Source organism: Rhodococcus indonesiensis (assembly GCF_047782815.1).
Taxonomy (GTDB): domain Bacteria; phylum Actinomycetota; class Actinomycetes; order Mycobacteriales; family Mycobacteriaceae; genus Rhodococcus; species Rhodococcus indonesiensis.
On the sequence record NZ_CP180630.1, the window covers coordinates 2468757 to 2492222 of the forward strand.

Genomic DNA, 23466 nt, shown 5'->3' on the forward strand with positions numbered 1-23466 from the left:
CCCGACGAGACTCCGATGACCGCCGAGTACACGCCCGCCGACGGCGACGTCGAGGCGAGTCTGCGGCCGAAGAATCTCGACGACTTCATCGGCCAGCCCCGGGTGCGGGAACAGCTGCAGCTGGTGCTGCGCGGGGCGAAGCTGCGTGGCGGCACCCCGGATCACATCCTGCTGTCCGGACCGCCGGGCCTGGGCAAGACGTCGATGGCCATGATCATCGCCGCCGAACTCGGGTCGTCGCTGCGGCTGACGTCGGGGCCCGCCCTGGAACGGGCCGGCGACCTGGCCGCGATGCTGTCCAACCTCGTCGAGGGGGACGTGCTGTTCATCGACGAGATCCACCGCATCGCGCGTCCCGCCGAGGAGATGCTGTACCTGGCCATGGAGGACTTCCGGGTCGACGTCGTCGTCGGCAAGGGCCCGGGCGCGACGTCGATCCCCCTCGAGGTGGCCCCGTTCACCCTCGTCGGCGCCACGACCCGTTCCGGTGCGCTGACCGGCCCACTGCGCGACCGGTTCGGCTTCACCGCCCACATGGACTTCTACGAACCGGCCGAACTACAGCAGATCCTGCTCCGCTCGGCCCGCATCCTCGGCATCGACCTGGGCGAGGAGGCGAGCGCCGAGATCGCCGGCCGTTCCCGCGGCACCCCGCGCATCGCCAACCGTCTGCTGCGGCGGGTCCGCGACTACGCCGAGGTCCGCGCCGACGGCATCATCACCTGCGAGATCGCCCAGGCCGCCCTCGCGGTCTACGACGTCGACGCGCTCGGCCTGGACCGGCTCGACCGGGCCGTGCTGGGCGCGCTCGTCCGAAGTTTCGGGGGCGGACCGGTGGGCGTGTCCACCCTCGCGGTGGCCGTCGGTGAGGAGCCCGGCACCGTCGAGGAGGTGTGCGAGCCGTTCCTGGTACGGGCGGGCATGATCGCGCGCACCCCCCGCGGCCGGGTCGCGACGCAGGCCGCGTGGCTGCAACTCGGGCTGACACCACCGCCGGAGGCCGCGACCGGCGGCATCGAGGTGCGGGCCCGCGAACCGCAACTCGGCCTGTTCGACGACGAATGACCGCTCTGCCACCGGCGCCGGTACAGCAGCCGCGCCGGTAATGGCACACTGGTCTACTGCGCCGGTCCGCGACGACCGGCGCCCGATGCCGGACGACTTCGAGGACTGACTTCAACGATGGAACTGCTCTTCCCGCTGCTGATTCTTGCCCTGCTGGTGCCGACCTTCCTCGGCATCCGGCGCCAGAAGAAGGAGATGCAGAAGACCGCGGAACTGCAGGACGCGTTGCAGGTCGGCGACAGGGTGATGACCACGGCGGGACTGCACGCCACCATCACCGCGCTCACCGACACCACCGTGGAGCTCGAGATCGCGCCCGGCGTGGTGACCACCTGGGCCCGGGTCGTGGTCCGCGAGCGCATCACCGATCTCGGCTCGACCGACGAGACGACCGGTGGCCTCTCGCTCGACAAGGGCGACGACACCGAGCCGCCGGCCGGGCGACCGACCGAGCACTGAACAGGCACTGAACAGCCGAGCACTGAACAGCCGAGCACCGAACGGCCGGACACTGCCCGGTCGACATCCCGGCCGATGTGCGGGCCGGGCGGGGGCCGCGCCGGACGCGTGCGATGGCCCCGTGACCAGCGCATCACTCACTCGCATCGAGGAGACTGACAGACCGTGGCACCTTCCAACGGATCGGTGCATCCAGTTCGCTCCCTCGCCCTGTTCGGGGCGGTCCTGGTGGCGCTGTATGCACTGATCTTCTTCACCGGGGACAAATCGGCGACGCCGAAGCTCGGCATCGACCTGCAGGGCGGCACCCGGGTAACCCTCACCGCCCGCACCCCGGACGGCAGTGCGCCCAGCCAGGACAGTCTCCGGCAGGCCCAGCAGATCATCGAGACCCGCGTGAACGGTCTCGGCGTGTCCGGTTCCGAGGTCGTCATCGACGGTGACAACCTGGTGATCACGGTGCCCGGCGACGACAGCTCGCAGGCCCGCACCCTCGGCCAGACCGCGCGCCTGTACATCCGGCCCGTGATCGGCCAGCCCATCGCGAGCGCCAACTCCGCTCAGCCCGCCCCCGCGGACTCCCCGGCTCCCGTCCCCGAGACGCCGGCGCCCGGCGCCGCGACGCCTGCCCCCGAACCGGCCGCACCGGAACCGCAGGGCCGGCCCTTCCCGGCGCAGGATCCCACCGATACCCCGGCCCCCGACACCCCGGATACCGGCACCCCGGCCCCCGCTCCGGAGACCCCGGCACCCGCTCCTGCGGAGGACCTCGACCCGCAGGCCCAGGCGGCCGCGGACATCGCCGCTGCGAAGGAGACCCGGCAGAGCGAGGACCCGGCCGTTCTGCAGGAGGCCATGGCCACCCTGGACTGCTCGGCCGCCGACCCGCTCGCCGGCAACGACGATCCGGCCAAGCCGCTCGTGGCATGCTCCACCGACGGCACCGCCGTCTATCTGCTCGGCCCCAGCATCATCGACGGTCAGCAGATCACCGACGCCTCCGCCGGCTACAACTCCCAGCAGTCCCGCTACGAGGTCAGCCTGACGTTCGACTCCGAGGGCAGCAGCACCTGGGCGCAGTTCACCGCCGCCAACATCGGCCAGCAGGCCGCGTTCGTCCTCGACTCCAAGGTGGTCAGCGCGCCCGTCATCCAGGGCGCCACCCCCGCCGGAAGCGCAACCTCCATCACCGGCAACTTCAGTAACACCGAGGCCACCGAGCTCGCCAACACCCTCAAGTACGGCTCGCTGCCCCTGTCCTTCGCGGCGTCGGAGGCCGAGACGGTCTCCGCGACCCTCGGCCTGGCATCGCTCGAGGCCGGGCTGATCGCCGGTGTCGTCGGACTGCTCCTGGTGCTGATCTACAGCCTCGTGTACTACCGCATGCTCGGGGTACTCGTCGCGCTGTCGCTGGTGCTGTCCGGCCTCGCCGTGTACGCGGTGATGGTGCTGCTCGGCCGCTACATCAACTTCACCCTCGACCTCGCCGGCATCGCCGGCCTGATCATCGGTATCGGCATGACCGCCGATTCGTTCGTGGTCTTCTTCGAACGCATCAAGGACGAGATCCGTGAGGGACGCAGCTTCCGTTCTGCCGTGCCCCGCGGCTGGGCGCGGGCCCGCCGGACCATCCTGTCCGGCAACGCCGTCAGCTTCATCGCGGCCGCGGTGCTCTACGTCCTCGCGGTCGGCCAAGTCCGCGGCTTCGCGTTCACCCTCGGTCTGACCACCATCCTCGACGTCGTGGTCGTGTTCCTGGTGACGTGGCCGCTGGTGTACCTCGCGTCGAAGTCGAAGTTCTGGTCCAAGCCGAGCGTGAACGGTCTCGGTGCCATTCAGCAGGTCGCGCGTGAGCGCCAGCTCGCGGCTGCCTCGGCGAAGGAGGCGTGACGATGACCGACACCACCACGACCGCACCCCGGCACAGCACCCTCTCGCGCCTCTACACCGGCACGGGCGCGTTCGAGATCGTCGGCCGCCGCAGGTTCTACTACCTGCTCACCGGCGCCATCGTGCTGGTGGCACTGCTGAGCATGCTGATCCGCGGCTTCACCTGGGGCATCGACTTCGAGGGCGGAACCCGCATCCAGCTCCCGGCCGCCGAGGGCGTCACCACCGAACAGGTCGAGACGGTGTACTCCGACACCCTCGGCGCCGAACCCGTGTCGGTGCAGACCGTCGGGTCCGGCGCCGCCGCCTCCATCCAGATCCGGTCGGAGGCCCTCGACCTGGAACAGGTCCGGGCGCTGCAGAACGCCCTGTACGACGAGTTCCAGCCCGCCGGTCCCGACGGCGTGCCCACGCGCGACGCGATCAGCGTCGCCGACGTCAGCGAGACATGGGGCGGACAGATCACCCGCAAGGCCCTCATCGCGCTGGCGGTGTTCCTGGTACTCGTCAGCATCTACATCGCGGTGCGCTACGAGCGGGACATGGCACTCGCGGCCCTGGCCGCGCTGTTCTTCGACATGATCGTCACCGCGGGGGTGTACTCGCTCGTCGGATTCGAGGTCACCCCGGCCACCGTCATCGGGTTGCTCACCATCCTCGGCTTCTCGCTGTACGACTCCGTGGTGGTGTTCGACAAGGTCGAGGAAAACACGCGGGGCATCCTGCACCTGCATCGACGGACCTACGCCGAGCAGGCCAACCTCGCCGTCAACCAGACCCTCATGCGGTCGATCAACACCACCGTCATCTCGGTGCTGCCGGTCCTCGCGCTGATGGTGATCGCGGTGTGGTTGCTCGGCGTCGGCACCCTCAAGGACCTTGCCCTCGTCCAGCTGGTCGGCATCGTCGTCGGTGCCTACTCGTCGATCTTCTTCGCGACCCCGCTGCTGGTGACGCTCAAGGAGTGGCGGGGGCCGGTGGCGGCGCACACCCGCAAGGTGCTCGCCAAGCGCGACGCTGCGGCATCGCGTTCGGTGCCGTCCGGCGAGACGACGGTCGGGGCGGCACCGGTGTCCGTGACCGAGCGCAGCGCAGTGGCCACGACAGCGGGCGCCGGTGCCCCCCGGGTGGCCGAGCGCAGCCCCAGACCGGGGGTCCGTCCCACCGGAAAGCGCGCCAAGAGAAGGCACTGACATGTCGGCACCCGAGCACACCCGGCGCCGCCGGTCGGTCCGCGCGGCACTCGCGGCCACGGCTGCGGCCGCAGCACTGGCCGCGACGACCGTGGCCTGCGGCACGACCGAGGAGTCCCTGCCCTCCATCGGGTATGCCCTCGACAACACGGTCACCACCTACAACGCCAACACCGTCGACGGCGCCGCCTCGGGAGCCGGGCAGGCCCTGGCCCGCGTGCTGCCCGGGTTCGGCTACGTCGATCCGGCCGGCCAGGTGATCTCCGACACCGACATCGGGACGGCCACCGTCGTCGCGCAGGACCCGCTGACCGTCCAGTACCGGCTGTCCCCGGACTCCGTGTACTCGGACGGGGTGCCGATGTCGTGCGACGACCTGGTGCTGACCTGGGCGGCCGCCAGTGGGCGCTTCACCGCTCCCGACGCTTCGGGTGCGGCGGGGAACCTGTTCTCCGCCGCGCGACGCTCGGGCTACGTCGACATCGAACGGATCGACTGCCAGACCGGATCCAAGGACGCCACCGTCGTCTTCCGTGGCGGCCGCGCCTACGCCGACTGGCGGGCCCTGTTCGGCGCGACCGAACTGATGCCCGCGCACGTCGCGGCCCGGGTCTCGGGGGTGCCCGACGTGGTCGCCGCCGTCGGCGGCGGTGACGGCGAGGCGCTGCGCCGGCTCGCCGACTTCTGGAACACGGGGTGGAACCTGACCCCGGGCGCGGTGGACCTGTCGCTGCTGCCGGCCTCGGGTCCCTACCGGATCGAGTCGTTCACCGTCGAGGACGGGCTCGTCCTCGTCGCGAACGAGCGCTGGTGGGGCAACAAGCCCGGCACCGACCGGATCGTGGTGTGGCCGCGCGGCACCGACGCTTCCGCGGCGGCTTCCGACGACCGGGTCCACGTCGTCGACGCCGCCACCGGAGCCCTGGACCTTTCACTCGGCGACGGCGCCGAAACGACGGAGACGGCCTCGCGCAACGTCGAACAGCTCGTGCTGGGCACCGCGGGCGGGAGCCTCGGCGCCCCGGCCGCGCGCCGGGCGTTCGCGCTGTGCGTGCCCCGGTCGCAGTTGTTCGAGGAGTTCGGCCGGGTCGGGGACGTCCCCGCAACCGGTCTCGGTTCCGGGACCACTTCGTCGCGGCTGCTGCCCGCGGACTCGCCCCTGTACCCGGGCGTGTCCGCACCGGCCGCCCGCTACGACGACGCGGACACCACCGCGGCGCGGAGCGAACTCGCCGCGGCCGGGACGGACAGCATCACCGTGCGGATCGGGTACCTCGGTCCCGACGCGCGCCGCGCCCGCATCGTCGAACTGATCGCCCAGTCCTGCCGCGAGGCGGGCATCGAGGTGGTCGACGCCGCCTCCGACACGTTCACGCCGTCGCAGCTCACGGCGGGTCAGGTCGACGCCGTACTGGCCGGGACCGCCGCCGCCGCAGGCGCGGCCGGCACGGCCGACATGCAGGACGCCCGCGGTTCCCTCAACTCCGCCGCCGGTGCCAATGTCGGTCGTTTCGCCGACGCCCGGGTGGACCGGATCCTCGATGCCCTCGCCGTGACCGACGACGACGCCACGATCGCGGGCCTGGTCGGCGAGGCCGAGACGATCCTGTGGACCGAGATGCCGACCCTGCCGCTCTACGCGCAGCCCCGGGAGACGACCTTCGCCGGCGGCCTGCGCGCCGCCGTCGTCAACACCAGCGCTGCCGGTGCGGGCTGGAACATGGACAGGTGGATTCTCAACCGATGAACGACACTCCCGCCGGAATGCACGCTCTGATCGACCGTGCCGCAACGGCGGTCACCGCCCACACCCGCTGGGTCGACGACTTCCCGACACCCGGAGTCCGCTTCGCCGACCTGACCCCGGTCTTCGCCGACGGCGAGGCGTTCGGGGTGGTGATCGCTGCGCTGGCCGCCACCGCACCGGACGCGGAACTGGTGGCCGGGGTCGACGCCCGCGGCTTCCTGCTCGGCGGTGGGATCGCTCACGCACTCGGCACCGGCGTCCTCGCGGTACGCAAGGCGGGCAAGCTGCCCCCGCCGGTGAACACCCGCGAATACTCGCTCGAGTACGGCACCGCCGCCATCGAGATTCCGCAGGATTCGGTTCGGCTGCGCGGCCGGCGGGTACTCGTCGTCGACGACGTGCTCGCCACCGGCGGCACCCTCTCGGCGACGGCGGAGTTGCTCGACGCGGCCGGTGCCCTCGTCGTCGCGGTGGCGGTGGTGACCGAGATCGAGGTTCTCGGCGGGCGGGCGCGCCTGGAAAAGTACCCGGTGACGTCATTGGTCCGGCTCTGAGAGCTAGAGTTGGCGCAGGTGCCGGTGGTTCCGGACGACGAGGAATGCGCGACGGTACGCCCGGTGTGCATCGGCGACGGGAGGTGTGGGCATGACCCAGAATCTTGATCGGTCCCAGAACTCCGGTCCGACCCCGACCTCGGCGTCCACCTCGGCGTCCCGCCGGGTGCGGGCCAGGCTGGCGCGGCGCATTACCGGGCAGCGCAGCACCAATCTCAAGCCGGTGCTCGAGCCGCTGGTCACGATCCACCGCGAGCTGTACCCGAAAGCCGACCTGTCGGAGCTGCAGCGCGCCTACGACGTGGCGGAGGAGCGGCACGCGTCGCAGAAGCGCAAGTCCGGTGACCCGTACATCACCCACCCCCTCGCGGTCGCGACGATCCTCGCCGAACTCGGCATGGACACCACCACGCTGATCGCGGCGCTGCTGCACGACACCGTCGAGGACACCGGCTACAGCCTCGAACAACTCACCGCCGAATTCGGTGAGGAGGTCGCCCACCTTGTCGACGGGGTCACCAAACTGGACAAGGTGGTGCTCGGCACCGCGGCCGAGGGCGAGACCATCCGCAAGATGATCATTGCGATGGCGCGCGACCCCCGGGTCCTGGTGATCAAGGTCGCCGATCGACTGCACAACATGCGCACCATGCGCTTCCTGCCGCCGGAGAAGCAGGCCCGCAAGGCACGCGAGACCCTCGAGGTGATCGCTCCGCTCGCGCATCGTCTCGGGATGGCGACGGTCAAGTGGGAGCTGGAGGACCTGTCCTTCGCGATCCTGCATCCGAAGAAGTACGAGGAGATCGTCCGGCTCGTCGCCACCCGGGCGCCGTCGCGCGACACCTATCTGGCCAAGGTCCGCGCGGAGATCAACTCGACGCTCTCGGCGTCGCGGATCGAGGCCACCGTCGAGGGCCGGCCGAAGCACTACTGGTCGATCTACCAGAAGATGATCGTCAAGGGCCGCGACTTCGACGACATCCACGACCTGGTCGGCGTGCGGATCCTGTGCAACGAGATCCGCGACTGCTACGCCGCCGTGGGTGTCGTGCACTCGCTGTGGCAGCCGATGGCGGGCCGCTTCAAGGACTACATCGCCCAGCCGCGGTTCGGCGTGTACCAGTCTCTGCACACCACGGTGATCGGCCCCGAGGGCAAGCCGCTCGAGGTGCAGATCCGCACCCGGGAGATGCACCGCACCGCCGAGTTCGGCATCGCCGCGCACTGGCGGTACAAGGAGACCAAGGGCAAACACTCGGGCGACGCCACCGAGCTCGACGACATGGCGTGGATGCGGCAGTTGCTCGACTGGCAGCGTGAGGCCGCCGACCCCGGCGAATTCCTCGAGTCGCTGCGCTACGACCTGGCCGTGAAGGAGATCTTCGTCTTCACCCCCAAGGGCGATGTGATCACGCTGCCGTCCGGGTCGACCCCGGTGGACTTCGCGTACGCCGTGCACACCGAGGTCGGGCACCGCTGCATCGGCGCACGGGTCAACGGCCGGCTCGTCGCGCTCGAGCGCAAACTCGAGAACGGCGAGGTCGTCGAGGTCTTCACCTCCAAGGATCCCAATGCCGGGCCGAGCCGTGACTGGCAGTCGTTCGTGGTCTCGCCGCGCGCGAAGGCCAAGATCCGGCAGTGGTTCGCGAAGGAACGCCGCGAGGAGGCGCTCGAGACCGGCAAGGACGCCATCGGCAAGGAGGTCAAACGCGTCGGCTTGCCGCTGCAGCGCCTGATGAACGCGGACCTGATGCAGGCCGTGGCCAAGGAGCTGCGGTACGCCGACGTCTCGGCGCTCTACACCGCGGTCGGGGAGCATCACGTCTCGGCGCACCACGTCGTGCAGCGTCTCGTCGCGCTCCTCGGTGGGGTCGGTGGGGTCGAGGAGGAGCTCGCGGAGCGGGCCACGCCGTCGTCCATCCCGACCCGGTCCCGGCAGAGCGGCGACTCCGGCGTCCTAGTGCCTGGTGCCCCCGGCACGGTGTCGAAGCTGGCCAAGTGCTGCACCCCGGTACCCGGCGACGAGATCATGGGCTTCGTCACCCGTACCGGCTCGGTGAGCGTGCACCGCACCGACTGCACCAACGCCGGATCGCTGCAGCAGCAGGCCGAGCGGATCATCGACGTCGAGTGGGCACCGTCCCCGTCGTCGGTGTTCCTCGTGGCCATCCAGATCGAGGCGCTGGATCGGCACCGGCTGCTCTCGGACGTCACGAAGGCCCTCGCCGACGAGAAGGTGAACATCCTGTCGGCGTCGGTGACAACGACGGGCGACCGGGTCGCGGTGAGCCGCTTCACCTTCGAGATGGGAGACCCCAAGCACCTCGGGCACGTCCTCAACGTCGTCCGCAACGTGGAGGGCGTCTACGACGTGTACCGGGTGACCTCCGCGGCGTAGGCCGGTTCAGGGACCGCCCATCGCCCGGCGGCGCCTCATCCCACGTCGGTGACGACGAGCGGAGTGAGGGGGCGGCCGCCGCCGAGCGGGCTCGAGCCGTCGTTGCCGGCCGCGGCGACGTCCTCGAGCACCTGCAGGCCCGGCTCGGCGACGGTACCGAACACCGAATACTGCGGATGCAGCAGCGAGTCGCCGAAGACGAGCAGGAACTGGCTGCCGTTGCTGTCCCGGTGTCCGGCGCCTGCCATCGCGACGGTGCCGCGGGGGTACACGACCGGGACGGGCAGATAGCCGTTCTCCCCGCGGACGACCGTGACGGGATACTCGTCGGCGAATGTGTAGCCCGGCCCGCCGGCCCCGGAACCGGTCGGGTCGCCGCAGCGGAGCATCTGCATGCCCGGATCGTCCGTCAGGTGATGACACTGCGTCCCGTCGAAGAATCCCTGCCGGGCGAGAGCGGCGAAGCTGTGCACCGCGCACGGTGCTGCGGAGCGTTCGAGGACCAACGGGACCGGTCCCGCAGACGTCGTCAGCGTGAGCTCCACCGTTCCGGTCGCAGGCACGGATGTCGACCCCGGCATGGTCGCCGTCCTCGCCGCCGGTCCGGCGGCAGGGTACGTGCAGGTGACCGTCGAGGCCCCCGGTTCGGGACGCGGCGGAAGAGCGGCATAGCCGGACGGGTCGAACCCGGCGGGGGCCGCGGGCGTGGTGGTCGTCGTCGACCGCAGCGTGGCCGGGGCAGGGGCGGTGGCGGACGCGGCACACGCCGCCGCCGCGAGTGCCGCGGCCAAGGTCAGGGCCAGGCGCGCAGCAATGGAAGTACTGGAGGTCACAGACACGGCACAGTAGACGATCGCGTCACGATCCGACAGACCCCGCCGGCGCCGGGGACGCGAACGCCCTGCCCGCCGAGGGGCGGGCAGGGCGTTCGCGGCAGGACCTGATCAGTCCGTGCGGACGGCCGTCAGCGTCGTCGCGGCAGCCGGCGGCCCGTCGGGTCCGCCGCCGTCCACCCCCGCCGCGGCGATCTCGTCGAGCGTCGCCAGACCGGCGTCGTCGATGGTGCCGAACACGGTGTACTGCGGCGGCAGGATCGAGTCCCGGTACACCAGGAAGAACTGGCTGCCGTTCGTGCCGGGGCCGGCGTTGGCCATTGCGAGCGTGCCCCGCGGGTAGACCATCGGATTCTGCGCCTGCGGATCCCCGGCCGCGTACTGGTCGGTGGGGAACTCGTTGGCGAACTCGTAGCCGGGTCCACCGGTGCCCGTGGCGGTGGGATCGCCGCACTGCAGCACCGACAGCGTCGGGTCGGTGGTCAGGCGGTGGCAGTCGGTGTCGTCGAAGTACCCCTGCGAGGCGAGCGACAGGAAACTGTTGACGGTGCACGGGGACAGCTCGCCCCGGAGAGTCAGGCCGATATTGCCCTGGGTCGTGGTGACGGTGACGCCGGTATCGGTGGTGGGGACGTTCTCGGCGCTCGGCGGCTGCACCGACTCGGCGGCCGGACGTCCGTCCGACGGGTACGCGCAGCTCACCGTTTCGGGCAGCGGCTCGGCACGCTGGGCGGGCAGGGCGGGGAAGTCGGACAGCGACGGGGCGGACGTCGGCGCCGCGGCGCTCGTCGTGGTCGTCGCGGCCCCGTCGTCCGGATCGTCCGAGCACCCGGCGAGCAGCAGCGCCATACCCACCCCGGCCACGGCCGTCCGGGCGAAGCCGGATCGAGTACGAGTCATCAGTCCATCCTGACACTGGTCAGCGAGATCGGCTGGGCCGGCGCGCCGTCCTGGCCGCCGCCCTCGACACCGCCCGCGGCGACCTTGTCGAGGGTCGCCAGGCCGGTCTCGTCGATGGTGCCGAACACGGTGTACTGCGGCGGCAGAACCGAGTCGCCGTACACGAGGAAGAACTGGCTGCCGTTGGTGCCGGGGCCGGCGTTGGCCATCGCGACGGTCCCGCGGGGATAGGTCAGCGGCTGCGTGGCCGCCGGATCCTCGGGTGCGTACTGGTCGGTGGGGAACTCGTTGGCGAACTGGTAGCCGGGACCGCCGGCCCCGGTGCCGGTGGGGTCGCCGCACTGCAGCACGGCCAGCGTGTCGGACGTGGTCAGGCGGTGGCAGGCGGTGTCGTCGAAGTACCCCTGCGACGCCAGCGACAGGAAGTTGTTGACCGTGCACGGCGAGGTGTCGTTGTGCAGGACCAGCCCGATGTTGCCCTGGGTGGTCTCCACGCTGACGCTGATGTCGGTGTTGCCCTCCCCGGTGGTGAGAATGCCGTCCGTGCGGGGCGGCTGCACAGGCTTGGCGGGCTCGCCGGCAGCCGGATAGGCACAGTTCACGGAGTCCGGCAACGGTTCGGACCGGGCCGCCGGCAGCGCTCCGAACTCCGGCTGAGCCGGTTCGGTCGTCTCCGACGCCGCGGTCGAGTCCGCGCCGTCGTCGCGGGTGAGCACCCAGATGCCGACGCCGGCCGCGACGACCGCGACCACACCGAGCGCGGACAGGCCGATGGTGAGCTGGCGGCGCTTGCGCGCCCGCTGGGCCCGTCGTTCGAGCTGCCGCTCGAGTTTGCGTTTGGCGGCCTGGCGCCGCTGTGCGTTGCTCGGCACTGCAGTAGTCCTCCCGTAACCGATCGTCGTTGCCGGATCCGTCGTCGCCGCCGGCCTCCGGCTCGAGCCGGATCGAGTCTGCCACCCCAACCTGAGAACCGGTCGCCGGGGAGCCCGGCCTAGGCTGTAGGAGCCACACCGAGGCCCACACCGTAGGAGCGATGCCCGTGCTCGTCACCGGATTCCCCGCCGGGATGTTCCAGACGAACTGCTACATCCTCGCGCAGGACGACGCCGAGGACTGCGTTGTCGTCGACCCCGGACAGGATGCCGCCGAGCCCCTCGCGGATTTTCTGGCCCGGTCCGGGCTGACGCCGCGCGCGGTGCTGCTCACCCACGGCCATCTCGACCACATCTGGTCGGCGCAGGCCGTCGCCGACCGCTACGACATCCCGGCCTACATCCACCCCGACGACCGCTACATGCTGACCGATCCCGGTCGCGGTATCGGCCCGACACTGAAGCCGTTCCTCGAAGGCGCCGAATTCACCGAGCCGCGCACCGTGATCGAACTGGCCGACGGAGACCAGGTCGAGCACGCCGGCATCCGGTTCGTCGTCGATCACACCCCGGGCCACACCCAGGGCTCGGTGGTGCTGCGCACCCACGCGACGACCGCCGACGGCGACGACGTCGAGATCGCCCTCACCGGCGACACCCTGTTCCAGGGTTCGATCGGCCGCACCGACCTGCCGGGCGGCGACCACGAACAGCTGCTCGCGTCGATCGCGGCGAAACTGCTCGTGCGCGACGACGCCACCGCGATCCTGCCCGGACACGGCCCGACCAGCACCATCGGTCGGGAGCGGACGTCGAATCCCTTCCTGGCCGGGCTGACCGGCTCCCGCTGACCCCGGCCTCCGACCCCCGACGAGAGAAAGCAGCGACAGTTGAGCAAGCCCTCCACGTTCTCGGCGCCCAAGGGTGTACCCGATTACGTCCCGCCGCAGTCGGCGGAGTTCGTCGCCGTGCGCGACGGATTGACCCGCGCGGCGCGGCTGGCCGGCTACGGGCACATCGAGCTGCCGATCTTCGAGGACACCGGACTGTTCGCGCGCGGCGTCGGCGAGTCCACCGACGTCGTGAGCAAGGAGATGTACACCTTCGCCGATCGCGGCGACCGGTCCGTGACGCTGCGGCCGGAAGGGACCGCCGGAGTGATGCGGGCGGTGATCGAGCACGGCCTCGACCGTGGCCAGCTGCCCGTCAAGCTGAGCTACTCGGGCCCCTTCTTCCGGTACGAACGTCCCCAGGCCGGGCGGTACCGCCAGCTGCAGCAGGTGGGGGTCGAGGCGATCGGTGTCGACGACCCCGCGCTCGACGCCGAGGTCGTCGCCGTGGCCGACGCCGGATTCCGCAGCCTCGGCCTCGACGGGTTCCGCCTCGAGATCACTTCCCTCGGCGACGAGACGTGCCGCCCCCAGTACCGGGAGTTGTTGCAGGAGTTCCTGTTCGGGCTGGACCTGGACGAGGAGACCCGCCGCCGCGCCGAGATCAACCCGCTGCGGGTCCTCGACGACAAGCGCCCGCACGTGCGGGAGATGACGGCCGACGCTCCGCTCATGCTCGACCACCTCTCCGACACGGCCAAGGCGCACTTCGACGAGGTGCTGTCGCATCTGGACGCGCTCGGCGTGTCCTACACGATCAACCCGCGCATGGTGCGCGGTCTCGACTACTACACGAAGACCACCTTCGAGTTCGTCCACGACGGCCTCGGCGCCCAGTCCGGGATCGGCGGCGGCGGACGCTACGACGGCCTGATGGCTCAGCTCGGCGGGCAGCCCCTCTCGGGCATCGGGTTCGGTCTCGGGATCGATCGAACGGTGCTCGCCCTCGCCGCCGAGGGTAAGAGCGCGGGCAGCCCCGCCCGCTGCGAGGTGTTCTGCGTGCCGATGGGTGAGGCCGCCAAGTCGACGCTGGTCCCGGTCGCCCACCGGCTGCGCGCCGCCGGTATTCGGGTGGACCTGGCCTACGGGGGACGCGGCGTCAAGGGCGCGATGAAGGCCGCCGACCGCTCCGGTGCCGTGGTCGCCCTGGTGCTGGGGGAGCGAGAGCTCGAAGCCGGCGAGATCGTGGTCAAGGACCTGCGCACCGGCGAACAGCACACCGTGCCCCTCGACGACGTGGTCGCCTGGGTCGGGGACGTCGTTGCCGGCACCTGACCCGTCGGGACGTGCTGCGCCGACCCGTCTGGACCTGATCCCGACGCGGCTGCTCGCGCCGCGCGCCGGGAAGGTCGCGGCGTTCTCCCTCCTGATCGGCGTGGTGGCCGGTCTGCTGGTGTACCTCGTGGCCAGCCCCCTGGTCGCGGTCGTGTGCGGGATGATCGTCGGGGTGCCACCGGCGGTGGGTGCCCTGGCGGTGCTGCGCCGGCGTCGCTGGATCGACGGCACCACGATCACGGCGAAGGGGGCACTGCGCACCCGGCACGTGCAGCTGCGCAACCTCGCCGGGGTCGAACTGGTGGTGTCGGCGCTGCGGGTCAGTCAGGTGGTGCTGCGGCTCAACGACGGCGACCGGATCGTGTCGGTCCCGTTGGCGTTGTACGCGAACGGCGGCTGCCGGGAGCTCGATGTGCTGGCCTTGCGCCGGCTCGCCGACGCCCTCGCGGCAAGTGAGCTGGCCTCGGCCGCTGCGGTGTCGTCGGTACTGGTGGAGCAGCTGCGGGCAGAGGCCCGCGAAGCGGGACTGGAGCAGCGGCCGCTGTACCGGGCGGTGCTGCTGGCCCGGGACGCCGGCCGCGTGCCGCAGACCACGCTCACCGATCACGAGGTGGCTTCGCTCGTCGAGTGAGCGCATGCCGATTGGTGTGCCGGCACCCCGGGTATGCGGGGCGCATGATCTCGATGCACACGGTGTTCGCCGTGCCGTTCCGGGCTGCCTCCGCGTTGCGCGGCGCCCGGGTGTTCCACCCGCACGGGGTGCTCTTCGAAGGTGAGGCGGAACTGACGCCGGGCTGGTGGCCGCGTTCGGTTCCGGCACGGGTACCGGTCACCGCCCGGTTGTCCGGCGCCGTGGGCACGCCCGACGGTGTGCCCGACATCCTCGGCCTGGCGCTGCGGTTCTCACTGGAGAGCGGGCCCTGGGACCTCCTGCTCGCCACGCTGCACGTGCCGACCAGGGCGGTGCTGCTGCCGGCGCGAGGCTGGTCGACCGCACGGTACGGCTCCCTGATGGCGTATCGCACGAACGTCGACCTCGCACCGCGATGGATCTTCGCGTTGCCCGAGGGGGACCAGCCGTCGTCGACCTCTGTGCGGGATCTGGCGCGGCGCGGTGGTCCGCTGGTGTTCTCGTTGCACGTGGCCGCGGCCCGGGGGCCGCTCGTGCCGGCGGGCCGCGTCACGCTCGAGCGCGAGGTTCACGCCCCCGACGACGCACAGCCGTCGTTCGATCCGGTGCTCAATCGTCCCGCCTCGGTCGAACTGTGGCCACGGTGGCTCGTGCCGTTCCGTCGCGACGCCTACCTGGGCAGCCGCACGGGTCGCGGCGCGGCCGACGGGTCCGCGAAGAGCGGTCTGCCCACCTCCGCCGGCACTCCGTAGCGCCGGAACGCAGTAGCCGGGGGTGCGGAGCAACTCCGCACCCCCGGCCTTCGTGAACCGGACCGGTTGCGGTCCGGCGACGTGTCAGCTGACGACGGCGTCGATCGTCTTCTTCAGTGCCGAAGGCTGTGCGGGGGAGCGGGGTGCCTTCTCCTTCAGTTCGAGCATCCGTGCCCCGATCTCCTGCAGCTGCTTGCGGCCGAGTGCCTCCCGCACCTTCGGGAACCACTCCTCTTCCTCCTCCTCGATGTGGTGCTCGACGTTCTCGATGAGGACCGTCGTCTTCGCGTCGAATCGCTCGGCGTCGGGCTTCATCCCCGCCAGTTCCATCACCAGCACATCCGCCACGTGGTGCTCCTCGAACGATTCGAGGATGTCCGATTCGAGGTCGGGTAGCAGTGAGCGCACCTCGGGGTACATGCCCTCGTTCTCGATGTAGGTGTGCACGGTCAGCAGTTCGATGATCCGTCCGACTATCCGACCCTTCTCCTGGTCGTCGTCCGCACCGCGGAACTCGCGGAACAACTTACGGATCTCCTTGTGGTCTTCCTTCAACAACACGATCGCGTCAGTGGACACCGGGCCTCCCGCCGAAGTGGTACTCGAGTGCTCGCCGCCGTGCGGGGCGTGTGCTCCAGATACCCCGGCGGGAGCCCGGTTACACCGGTCCGGCCGGCCGGGTCAGGTGCCCTTGGGTGTCCGGTCGGCGGTGTCCCGGACGTGGGGTTCCTCGGCGACCTCGGCGGCGTGGCGCCGGCCGACGCCGACGTGTGCCTCCGCCCGCATGGTCTCCACCATGTGCGGGTAGTGCAGCTCGAACGCGGGCCGTTCGGAGCGGATGCGCGGCAGCTCGTAGAAGTTGTGCCGCGGCGGCGGGCAGGTGGTCGCCCACTCGAGGGAGTTGCCGTAGCCCCACGGGTCGTCGACGGTGACGACCTGCCCGTACCGGTAGCTCTTGAACACGTTCCACAGGAACGGCAGGGTGGAGACGCCCAGGGTGAACGCCCCGATGGTCGAGATGGTGTTGAGCGTGGTGAACCCGTCCGACGGCAGGTAGTCGGCGTAGCGGCGCGGCATGCCCTCGTTGCCCAGCCAGTGCTGCACCAGGAACGTGGTGTGGAAACCGACGAAGGTCAGCCAGAAGTGCCACTTCCCGAGCCGCTCGTCCATCAGCCGTCCGGTCATCTTCGGGAACCAGAAGTAGAGACCGGCGTAGGTGGCGAACACGATGGTGCCGAAGAGCACGTAGTGGAAGTGCGCGACGACGAAGTAGGAGTCGTGGACGTGGAAGTCGAGCGGCGGGCTGGCGAGGATGACACCGGTCAGGCCGCCGAACAGGAAGGTGATGATGAAGCCGACCGAGAACAGCATCGGCGTCTCGAACGTCACCTGTCCCCTCCACATGGTGCCGATCCAGTTGAAGAACTTCACGCCGGTGGGCACCGCGATCAGGAACGTCATGAACGAGAAGTACGGCAGCAGCACGGCGCCGGTGGCGTACATGTGGTGCGCCCACACGGCCATCGACAGGGCACCGATCGCGAGGGTCGCGTAGACCAGGCCGGTGTAACCGAAGATCGGCTTGCGGGAGAAGACTGGGATGACCTCGGAGATGATGCCGAAGAACGGCAGCGCGATGACGTACACCTCGGGGTGACCGAAGAACCAGAACAGATGCTGGTAGAGGAGCACCCCACCGGTGGCCGGATCGAAGATGTTCCCGCCCAGTACCCGGTCGACCATCACCCCCATGAACGCGGCGGTCAGCAGGGGGAAGATCAGCAGGATCAGGATCATCGTGATGAAGATGTTCCAGGTGAAGATCGGCATCCGGAACATCGTCATGCCCGGCGCGCGCAGGCACACCACGGTGGTGATCATGTTGACCCCGCCGAGAATCGTGCCGAGACCGGCCACCGCGAGACCGGTGAACCACAGGTTGGCGCCGATACCGGGGGAGTGCAGATCGTCCGCCAACGGAATGTACGACGTCCATCCGAAGTCCGGTGCACCGCCGGGAGTGATGAGGGAGGCGGCGACGACGGTCGCGCCGAAGAGGTACAGCCAGTAGCTGAACGCGTTCAGGCGCGGGAAAGCGACGTCGGGGGCGCCGATCTGGAGGGGCAGGATGTAGTTGGCGAACCCGAACACGATCGGGGTCGCGTACATCAGCAGCATGATGCCGCCGTGCATCGTGAACAACTGGTTGTACTGCTCGTTGGACAGGAACTGCAGACCCGGAACAGCGAGCTCGCTGCGGATCAGCAGCGCCATCAGGCCGCCGATGAGGAAGAACGTGAACGACGTGACGATGTACATCAGACCGAGCATCTTCGGGTCGGTCGTGGTGACGAGTCTGTAGAACGTCGAACCCTTCGGCGCATACCGCGGCGGATACGGTCGGACGGCCTTCGTCTCGGTGACAACCATGGTGCCTCCTTGCGCCGCCCGGGGCGGCGACGTCACTGCGGCGCCGGGCGCTCCGCTCGGCCTGAGGGCATCCCGGAACCGCCGCGGCATCATGCGGTAGATCGAGCGTAACCAAACGCAGCCGCGCACGGGAGGTTTTGGGCGGCGGGATTGTCGCCTGGCCGCGCGGAATTCGCGGCTGTTCCGGGAACAAATCCTTGCCTTCATATGTTGTCGGTGGTACAAGAAAGGTGTAGCGGCAAACATAGATCGGCCGCTCTCCTCAACCGGCACGAAGAGAGTCTGTGGAGGTGGAAACGATGTTGATGCGCACCGATCCGTTCCGCGAGCTCGATCGCTTCGCGCAGCAGGTTCTCGGCACGGCGGCCCGGCCTGCGGTGATGCCCATGGACGCCTGGCGTGAGGGCGACAAGTTCGTCGTCGAGTTCGACCTGCCCGGCGTGGCCGACGATTCGCTCGACCTCGATGTCGAACGGAACGTGCTGACGGTGCATGCAGAGCGACCGGCGCGCGACCAGAGCCAGGAGATGGTGGCGGCCGAGCGTCCGCGCGGCGTGTTCAGCCGGCAGCTGTTCCTCGGCGAGAACCTCGATACCGAGAACATCGAGGCGACGTACGACGCCGGCGTGCTGAGGCTGACGATCCCCGTGGCGGAGAAGGCCAAGCCGCGCAGGATCGAGATCGCGGTGGGCGACAAGAAGGCGATCGACGCCTGACCCCCCGTGTCCGCGGAGACCGCCATGGACGCACTCGAACTGATCGCCGAACCGGCCCCCGTCGACGGTGCGGATCTCGAACTGCTCCTGCTCGATCTCGAGCTGGACATGCTCGAGGTGCCCCGGACGCGACCGCCGGTGGACCTCCCGGGATGCCGGACCGCCGCGGTCCGGCGTCCACGGGGCCCGGTGTGCCCCCTGCGGCCGCCCGGACGGGCCGGGACGCGGGCTCCGGGGGACGTGGTGGCCACGCAGCGCTCCCCTCCGGTCCGCACCCGATCGCCCGCGGAAGCCTTGTGAGACCCACGGAAGTCTTGTTGTGAGAAGGGACGGTGATACGACATCGCAGCAGTAGCGCAAGGCGCTGACGTGCGTGCCGCCCGCCCGGACGACAGCCACGAGGCGTCGAGCCGCTCAGCGGCCCGGAGCCGCTGAACCGGCCGGCGCACCGCCGGTAACGGCACCACCAGTGCGGGCCGCACCCGATCATCGCCGACGCCCGGCGGCCCCCTCCGTCGCGAGGTGGGCCGCCGGGCGTTCGCTCCTGCGGCCACACCCGACGCAGCCGACGACGAAAGCGAAAGGAGCGGGGCCGTGACCGGCAGCGAACCCGATCTCTACGCCGTACTGGACCTGTCCGATTCCGCCGGGCACCAGGAGATCACGGCGGCCTTCCGTCGCAAGCTCCGCGAGCATCACCCCGACCTCCGCAACCCGGCCCTCCCGTTCGGCCCGGATCCGGACGAGGAACTGCGCCGGATCGTCGAGGCCTATTCCGTCCTGCGCGACCCCCGTCGCCGCGCGGAGTACGACCGCCGCCGCGCCGGCCCGGTCGCCCGGACCGCGGCGCGGTCCGTCCCCGTGACCGTGCACCGCCCGGCCCCGCCTTCCGAGGCGGATCCGCCCATCCGGGCCGGACCCGTCCGTCGCCATCGGTGACCCGGCGCCGCACGGGCGCTTCTCGCGGAGCGAATGTGCCGCTCACTCGATCGGTCCGACGGCACGGTTCGTCCGCTCGCGTCAGGGGATGCGGGGTTCGTGCTTTCCGCCGTAGGCGAGGGCCAGCAGGGTGCGGGTCCCGTACACCAGGGCTCGTTCGTCCAGCACGAAGTCGGGCTGGTGGAGGTCGTGCCGCGGACTCGTCCCGTCCCAGACCCCCAACCGCGCCATCGCACCCGGGACGTGTTCGAGATACCACGCGAAGTCCTCGCCGCCGCTGGACTGTCCCGCCTCGGCGAGATTCTCGAGGCCTACCACGGACTCGATCGCGGCGAGCATCTCGGCCACCGCCTCGGGATCGTTCACCACCGGCGGGACGCCCTGCACGTACTCGAGTTCGTGGTCCACGTCGTAGGGTGCGAGCAGTTCCGCGACGCTGCGTCGTACCAGGGGCTCCACCGTCGCCCACGTCTCGTGCGACGCGCTGCGCAACGTGCCCACCAGTTCTCCCTCCTCGGGGATGGCGTTGCCGACATGCCCGGCCCGAACCCGTCCCCACGTCAGGACGGTGGCGGTACGGGCGTCGAGGCGTCGATCGAGCACCGACGCCAGACCGGTGACGAGCACGGCCGCCGCGTGGATCAGGTCACCGGTCAGGTGCGGACGGGCCGAATGGCCGCCGGGGGAGGACAGCCGGACCGTGAGAACGGCCCCGGACGAGGTGATCGGCCCGGCGCGGGTGGCGAGCTTGCCCGCCTCGAGTTGCGGGGCGCAGTGCAGCGCGAAGATCCGGGACACCCCCGCGAGACCGCCCGCCGCGACGACCTCGAGGGCGCCACCCGGGGTGGTCTCCTCGGCGGGCTGGAAGATCAACCGCACCCGCTGCGGGGGCGGGTGTGCCGCGAGCACGGTGGCTACCTCGAGCAGCATCGCGGTGTGGGCATCGTGCCCACACGCGTGACACACGCCGTCCACGGTCGATGCGTACGGCAACCCGGTGGTCTCCGTGAGCGGCAGGGCGTCGAGGTCGGCCCGCAGCGCGAGGCACTCGGTCGTGTCCGGGCCGACGTCGCACCACAATCCGGTACCGCCCGGCAGGGTCACCGGGTCCAGCCCGAGCGAGACCAGCTGATCGCGCACCAGCGCGGTGGTCCGGAACTCCGCGAACGACAGCTCCGGGTGGGCATGCAGGTCTCGTCGCCAGGCGACGACGCGGTCGTGGTCGATCGTCATCCGTCGAGAACTCCGTCGGGTCGGTGACAGCTACGGGCCGGCCGAGATCGAACCGGCTCGTCAGTCAGTTCACCACGGTCGCGGCGACCACGTCCCGGTTCTCGCGTTCGTCGACACCGTGTCCTCGTCGCCGCACAGATGTGACTCGGCGATCAGCCGACCTCGGCGGCGCTGTCCGCAACGAATCCCCGATCACGGGCAGGCCGGTGACGAACGACCGGGTTCCCGTCCCACACCCTGCAGGACGGGAACCCGCGAATCACCAGTCTGCACCGTCCCCGATCACCGGTGCCGTCGCCGCCGGGAGCTCGCCGATCACGGCGGTGCTGTTCGCCGCGCACACCAGGATCGCCGGACGGGTTCGTCGGGGCGTGTCGTCGTCGGCGCGTCCGGTGGCCGGGATCGCGGCCGCGAGCGGGGGCCGGGCGGCCGGAGCGACGGCGGAAACGGGAGCAGTCACGGCCGACCGGGGGTTCGACGGGGCGCCGCCGAGACCGCCGACCGCGCCCCCGAGAGCCGCCGCACCTGCCGCGCCCAGCGGAATACCGCCCCCGCCCGGTGCGATGCCACTCGCGCTGCTCGCCGGGGCGGTGGCGGCGGCGACCGTGGGGGTCGCCGGTCCGGTGCCGCCTGCGAATGCCGCGGCCTGCGTCTGCGCCGGCACATCGCCGGGCGCACCGGCCGCGGCGACGATCTCCACGGTTTTCGTGGCCGTAGCGGCGACGTCCGCCGGAGCGGGCAGGCCGGGGTTGGCGACGGGGGCAGGCACAGCGATCGGCGCGGCGAGCGCATTCATCGCCGCGGTGTGGCCGAGCAGTTCGCCGCGAGTACGCGCGACCACCGCCAGCGCCGCGGACACATGCTCGGCGGCGGCGGTGAGCAGCGCGACCTGTCCCGGTGGTGTCAGCGCGACGGGCGCCGTCGCGGTGGCGAAGGCCAGGAAGGACTGGGCGATTCCGCCGAGTTCGACGTTGCCCCGCTCGACACTCGCGGTCGCGGCGCGGGTGACCGCTCCGATCTCGTCGCCCCGCTCGCTCAGCTCGACCGCGCTGAGCTGTGCCTGGCGACCCTTGTCGAGCGCGGCCTCGGCGGGTGCCCCCTCCCACGAGTCCGGGAGCGCATGCAGTGCCGTGCGGGTCAGCGACGCCGCGCCCTCGAGCACCCGCGACGACTGCTGCAGCACCGCCGAAGGGTCGAGTGCCTCGACGATCCCGGTACCGAACAGGGCGCCGAGATCGCGCAGGGGACGCAGCAATTCGTCGATTCCCGGCATCGGTGGAACCGGAATAGACTGCAGCACTTCGGATATCGCATCGAGCCCGGATTCCGGCGACCACGTCGGCGGGGCCGGGGGCGGGGCGGGCAGGGGTAGGTCGAGGACCGGTCCGGCAGGGGACGCGCGGAGCGCGTCGAGGACGGTGGGCGAGGCGACCGGCGCCTGCTGCGCGATCATCGCGCGTCCCCGAGTCCCGCGACGGCCGCGCCGAGGCCCGTGGCGGTCGTGGCGTCGAGCGTCTTGTACCGGGCTGCGGCGTCGTGCGCGGCGACACCGCCGGACGCGTAGACGTACGCCAGCTGGGCGACGGCGCGGGTGTGTGCACCCTGCGTGACGGCGAACGCGGCGACGAAGTCCGCGCCGATCAGGCCCATGGCCGGGCTCAGCGACGAGACGTTCGCCTGCAGATCGATTCCGCCCGCCCGGGCGACCTCCTCTGCGGCGCGCAGGGACGTGCCGCCGAACGCCCGCACCCCGTCGGGCACGACACGGACGCCGCCCCCCGTCGAGAACGAGCCGGCAGCGTCGAACAAACCGCTCATGATGACCCCCCAATCAGATTCGCGTGCGCAGCACTCTAACTCGAGGCGGCGACCCGGGCGACGAGTGCGCGGGCGACCTCGCGCACGGGCTCTACGGGTCCGGTGAACCCGAGGACGCGCAGCGCTGCCTCCGCCAGCACCTCGGGCAGGTCCGCGACGGCAGCCGTGTCCCCGTCGGCGCGGATGTTGATGGCGGATTCGACCAACCGGAACGGTAGGTCGGCGCGAGGGTCGTCGGCGTCCGCTCCGGCGGCACGACGGCCGAGGACGGCGACCGCGAGCCGGCGGTAGCACGCGCGCAGACCGGTCCGGGCGGCATGGAACTGCGTGAACCGGTCGGTGCGGACCTCCGGGAGCAGATAGAGCGCACCGAGATTCCAGCGCCCCGTGACGAGTTGCGCGGTGTCGAAAAGCGCCAGGGCGTACAGCCGGGCCTCTGGGGACGGGTCGTCGCCGAGCTGCTCGCAGAACGACAGGGTGGGGGCGACGGTCTGCTCGAGCAGCGCCGCGAGGATGTCGTCCTTGGTGGCGAAGTGGTTGTACAGGGAGGCCTGCCGGACGCCGACCGCCTCGGCGACGAGCCGCGTCGAGGTCGACGCGAATCCGCGGGTGGTGAACAGTTCCGCTGCGGCGTCGAGGATCTCGGCGCGTGCGGTGGAACCGGGCCGGCGTGGCCGGTGCAGTCGAGGGCGTCCGGGGCGGGCATGGGTCACGCCGTCGACGATGGCACAGATCCGGCGACGACAGCGGAGCGGACACGTGGTGAGCAGACCGTCACACGGTGGAAACGTCGGTCACGAACTCGTTACGCCGCGGACATTCGGACAAGACGTGACCTCGCGAAAACTGTCACTCGACAGTTTTTCGACGG

The 23466-nt window shown here is 70.6% G+C and carries 23 protein-coding genes; 14 read left to right on the forward strand and 9 right to left on the reverse strand.

The features are described 5' to 3' along the window. Positions 1–15 precede the first annotated feature (15 nt). From ruvB to ACM26Y_RS11600, 7 genes are all read left to right on the forward strand, one after another. Positions 16–1065 (forward strand): Holliday junction branch migration DNA helicase RuvB, encoded by a 1050-nt coding sequence (gene ruvB / locus ACM26Y_RS11570; RefSeq protein WP_416063478.1) that lies wholly within the window; start codon positions 16–18, stop codon positions 1063–1065. A 117-nt stretch (positions 1066–1182) separates the two neighbouring features. Then, on the forward strand, positions 1183–1524 hold the full coding sequence (gene yajC / locus ACM26Y_RS11575) for a preprotein translocase subunit YajC (protein WP_054374608.1): 342 nt from the start codon (positions 1183–1185) through the stop codon (positions 1522–1524). A gap of 165 nt (positions 1525–1689) precedes the next feature. Further along, positions 1690–3414, forward strand: coding sequence for a protein translocase subunit SecD (gene secD / locus ACM26Y_RS11580; protein ID WP_371382997.1), 1725 nt, complete (start codon positions 1690–1692; stop codon positions 3412–3414). Between the two features lie 2 nt (positions 3415–3416). Next, the gene (gene secF, locus ACM26Y_RS11585; RefSeq protein WP_371382996.1) at positions 3417–4607 is read left to right on the forward strand and encodes a protein translocase subunit SecF; all 1191 of its coding nucleotides are present in this window, start codon (positions 3417–3419) and stop codon (positions 4605–4607) included. 1 nt (position 4608) lies between these two features. After that, complete coding sequence (locus ACM26Y_RS11590) at positions 4609–6354, forward strand: ABC transporter substrate-binding protein (protein ID WP_416063479.1); 1746 nt, start codon at positions 4609–4611, stop codon at positions 6352–6354. Positions 6355–6380: 26 nt separating this feature from the next. Next, a complete protein-coding gene (locus ACM26Y_RS11595; protein WP_371383017.1) occupies positions 6381–6908 on the forward strand; it encodes an adenine phosphoribosyltransferase in 528 nt (175 codons plus the stop codon). Between the two features lie 91 nt (positions 6909–6999). Further along, entirely contained in the window at positions 7000–9306 is a 2307-nt protein-coding gene (locus ACM26Y_RS11600) for a RelA/SpoT family protein (protein WP_040781631.1), read from the forward strand. A 35-nt stretch (positions 9307–9341) separates the two neighbouring features. On the opposite strand, the gene ACM26Y_RS11605 is transcribed toward ACM26Y_RS11600, so the two are convergent. The 3 genes from ACM26Y_RS11605 to ACM26Y_RS11615 form a co-directional block, all read right to left on the reverse strand. Beyond that, positions 9342–10139 carry a peptidylprolyl isomerase gene (locus ACM26Y_RS11605; protein WP_371382994.1) on the reverse strand — a complete coding sequence of 266 codons (798 nt, stop codon included), beginning with the start codon at positions 10137–10139 and terminating at the stop codon, positions 9342–9344. A gap of 111 nt (positions 10140–10250) precedes the next feature. Then, a complete protein-coding gene (locus tag ACM26Y_RS11610) occupies positions 10251–11039 on the reverse strand; it encodes a peptidylprolyl isomerase (protein WP_371382993.1) in 789 nt (262 codons plus the stop codon). Next, entirely contained in the window at positions 11039–11911 is an 873-nt protein-coding gene (locus tag ACM26Y_RS11615; protein ID WP_003935519.1) for a peptidylprolyl isomerase, read from the reverse strand. Before ACM26Y_RS11615 ends, ACM26Y_RS11610 begins: the two co-directional genes overlap by 1 nt. A gap of 167 nt (positions 11912–12078) precedes the next feature. Between ACM26Y_RS11615 and ACM26Y_RS11620 the strand changes: the two genes are divergently transcribed. The 4 genes from ACM26Y_RS11620 to ACM26Y_RS11635 are packed head-to-tail and all read left to right on the forward strand — an operon-like array spanning position 12079 to position 15459. Further along, positions 12079–12762, forward strand: coding sequence for an MBL fold metallo-hydrolase (locus ACM26Y_RS11620; protein ID WP_200863123.1), 684 nt, complete (start codon positions 12079–12081; stop codon positions 12760–12762). 39 nt (positions 12763–12801) lie between these two features. Beyond that, entirely contained in the window at positions 12802–14076 is a 1275-nt protein-coding gene (hisS, locus tag ACM26Y_RS11625; protein WP_416063480.1) for a histidine--tRNA ligase, read from the forward strand. Next, complete coding sequence (locus ACM26Y_RS11630) at positions 14063–14707, forward strand: hypothetical protein (RefSeq protein WP_416063481.1); 645 nt, start codon at positions 14063–14065, stop codon at positions 14705–14707. Before hisS ends, ACM26Y_RS11630 begins: the two co-directional genes overlap by 14 nt. Positions 14708–14751: 44 nt before the next feature. Next, positions 14752–15459 (forward strand): phosphodiesterase, encoded by a 708-nt coding sequence (locus tag ACM26Y_RS11635; protein WP_416063482.1) that lies wholly within the window; start codon positions 14752–14754, stop codon positions 15457–15459. Positions 15460–15543: 84 nt separating this feature from the next. Here the strand turns inward: ACM26Y_RS11635 and ACM26Y_RS11640 are convergent, their stop codons facing one another. Both ACM26Y_RS11640 and ctaD read right to left on the reverse strand, forming a co-directional pair. Continuing rightward, positions 15544–16038 carry a hemerythrin domain-containing protein gene (locus ACM26Y_RS11640; RefSeq protein WP_003935514.1) on the reverse strand — a complete coding sequence of 165 codons (495 nt, stop codon included), beginning with the start codon at positions 16036–16038 and terminating at the stop codon, positions 15544–15546. Between the two features lie 102 nt (positions 16039–16140). Next, positions 16141–17889, reverse strand: coding sequence for a cytochrome c oxidase subunit I (gene ctaD / locus ACM26Y_RS11645; RefSeq protein WP_003935513.1), 1749 nt, complete (start codon positions 17887–17889; stop codon positions 16141–16143). A 299-nt stretch (positions 17890–18188) separates the two neighbouring features. Here ctaD and ACM26Y_RS11650 point away from each other — a divergent pair, with 299 nt between their 5' ends. From ACM26Y_RS11650 to ACM26Y_RS11660, 3 genes are all read left to right on the forward strand, one after another. Further along, positions 18189–18605 carry an Hsp20/alpha crystallin family protein gene (locus ACM26Y_RS11650; RefSeq protein WP_003935512.1) on the forward strand — a complete coding sequence of 139 codons (417 nt, stop codon included), beginning with the start codon at positions 18189–18191 and terminating at the stop codon, positions 18603–18605. A gap of 24 nt (positions 18606–18629) precedes the next feature. Next, on the forward strand, positions 18630–18905 hold the full coding sequence (locus ACM26Y_RS11655; RefSeq protein ID WP_289381875.1) for a hypothetical protein: 276 nt from the start codon (positions 18630–18632) through the stop codon (positions 18903–18905). 294 nt (positions 18906–19199) lie between these two features. After that, a complete protein-coding gene (locus tag ACM26Y_RS11660) occupies positions 19200–19544 on the forward strand; it encodes a J domain-containing protein (RefSeq protein WP_003935510.1) in 345 nt (114 codons plus the stop codon). An 81-nt stretch (positions 19545–19625) separates the two neighbouring features. On the opposite strand, the gene ACM26Y_RS11665 is transcribed toward ACM26Y_RS11660, so the two are convergent. The 4 genes from ACM26Y_RS11665 to ACM26Y_RS11680 form a co-directional block, all read right to left on the reverse strand. After that, positions 19626–20777 (reverse strand): amidohydrolase, encoded by a 1152-nt coding sequence (locus ACM26Y_RS11665; protein ID WP_003935509.1) that lies wholly within the window; start codon positions 20775–20777, stop codon positions 19626–19628. 259 nt (positions 20778–21036) lie between these two features. Continuing rightward, positions 21037–22230: a hypothetical protein gene (locus ACM26Y_RS11670; protein WP_003935508.1), complete on the reverse strand. Its 1194-nt coding sequence runs from the start codon at positions 22228–22230 to the stop codon at positions 21037–21039. Further along, on the reverse strand, positions 22227–22595 hold the full coding sequence (locus ACM26Y_RS11675; protein WP_416063483.1) for a type VII secretion target: 369 nt from the start codon (positions 22593–22595) through the stop codon (positions 22227–22229). Before ACM26Y_RS11675 ends, ACM26Y_RS11670 begins: the two co-directional genes overlap by 4 nt. Before the next feature lie 35 nt (positions 22596–22630). Then, the gene (locus ACM26Y_RS11680; RefSeq protein WP_416063484.1) at positions 22631–23308 is read right to left on the reverse strand and encodes a TetR/AcrR family transcriptional regulator; all 678 of its coding nucleotides are present in this window, start codon (positions 23306–23308) and stop codon (positions 22631–22633) included. Positions 23309–23466: the final 158 nt, after the last annotated feature.

Coding starts and splice junctions, on each gene's coding strand:
- ACM26Y_RS11635 (WP_416063482.1), top strand. CDS start 14,752: ATGATCTCGATGCACACGGTGTTCGCCGTGCCGTTCCGGGCTGCCTCC.
- ACM26Y_RS11600 (WP_040781631.1), top strand. CDS start 7,000: ATGACCCAGAATCTTGATCGGTCCCAGAACTCCGGTCCGACCCCGACC.
- secF (WP_371382996.1), top strand. CDS start 3,417: ATGACCGACACCACCACGACCGCACCCCGGCACAGCACCCTCTCGCGC.
- ruvB (WP_416063478.1), top strand. CDS start 16: ATGACCGCCGAGTACACGCCCGCCGACGGCGACGTCGAGGCGAGTCTG.
- ACM26Y_RS11590 (WP_416063479.1), top strand. CDS start 4,609: ATGTCGGCACCCGAGCACACCCGGCGCCGCCGGTCGGTCCGCGCGGCA.
- ACM26Y_RS11670 (WP_003935508.1), bottom strand. CDS start 22,230: ATGATCGCGCAGCAGGCGCCGGTCGCCTCGCCCACCGTCCTCGACGCG.
- yajC (WP_054374608.1), top strand. CDS start 1,183: ATGGAACTGCTCTTCCCGCTGCTGATTCTTGCCCTGCTGGTGCCGACC.
- ACM26Y_RS11650 (WP_003935512.1), top strand. CDS start 18,189: ATGTTGATGCGCACCGATCCGTTCCGCGAGCTCGATCGCTTCGCGCAG.
- ACM26Y_RS11675 (WP_416063483.1), bottom strand. CDS start 22,595: ATGAGCGGTTTGTTCGACGCTGCCGGCTCGTTCTCGACGGGGGGCGGC.
- ctaD (WP_003935513.1), bottom strand. CDS start 17,889: ATGGTTGTCACCGAGACGAAGGCCGTCCGACCGTATCCGCCGCGGTAT.
- ACM26Y_RS11665 (WP_003935509.1), bottom strand. CDS start 20,777: ATGACGATCGACCACGACCGCGTCGTCGCCTGGCGACGAGACCTGCAT.
- ACM26Y_RS11655 (WP_289381875.1), top strand. CDS start 18,630: ATGGACGCACTCGAACTGATCGCCGAACCGGCCCCCGTCGACGGTGCG.
- ACM26Y_RS11610 (WP_371382993.1), bottom strand. CDS start 11,039: ATGACTCGTACTCGATCCGGCTTCGCCCGGACGGCCGTGGCCGGGGTG.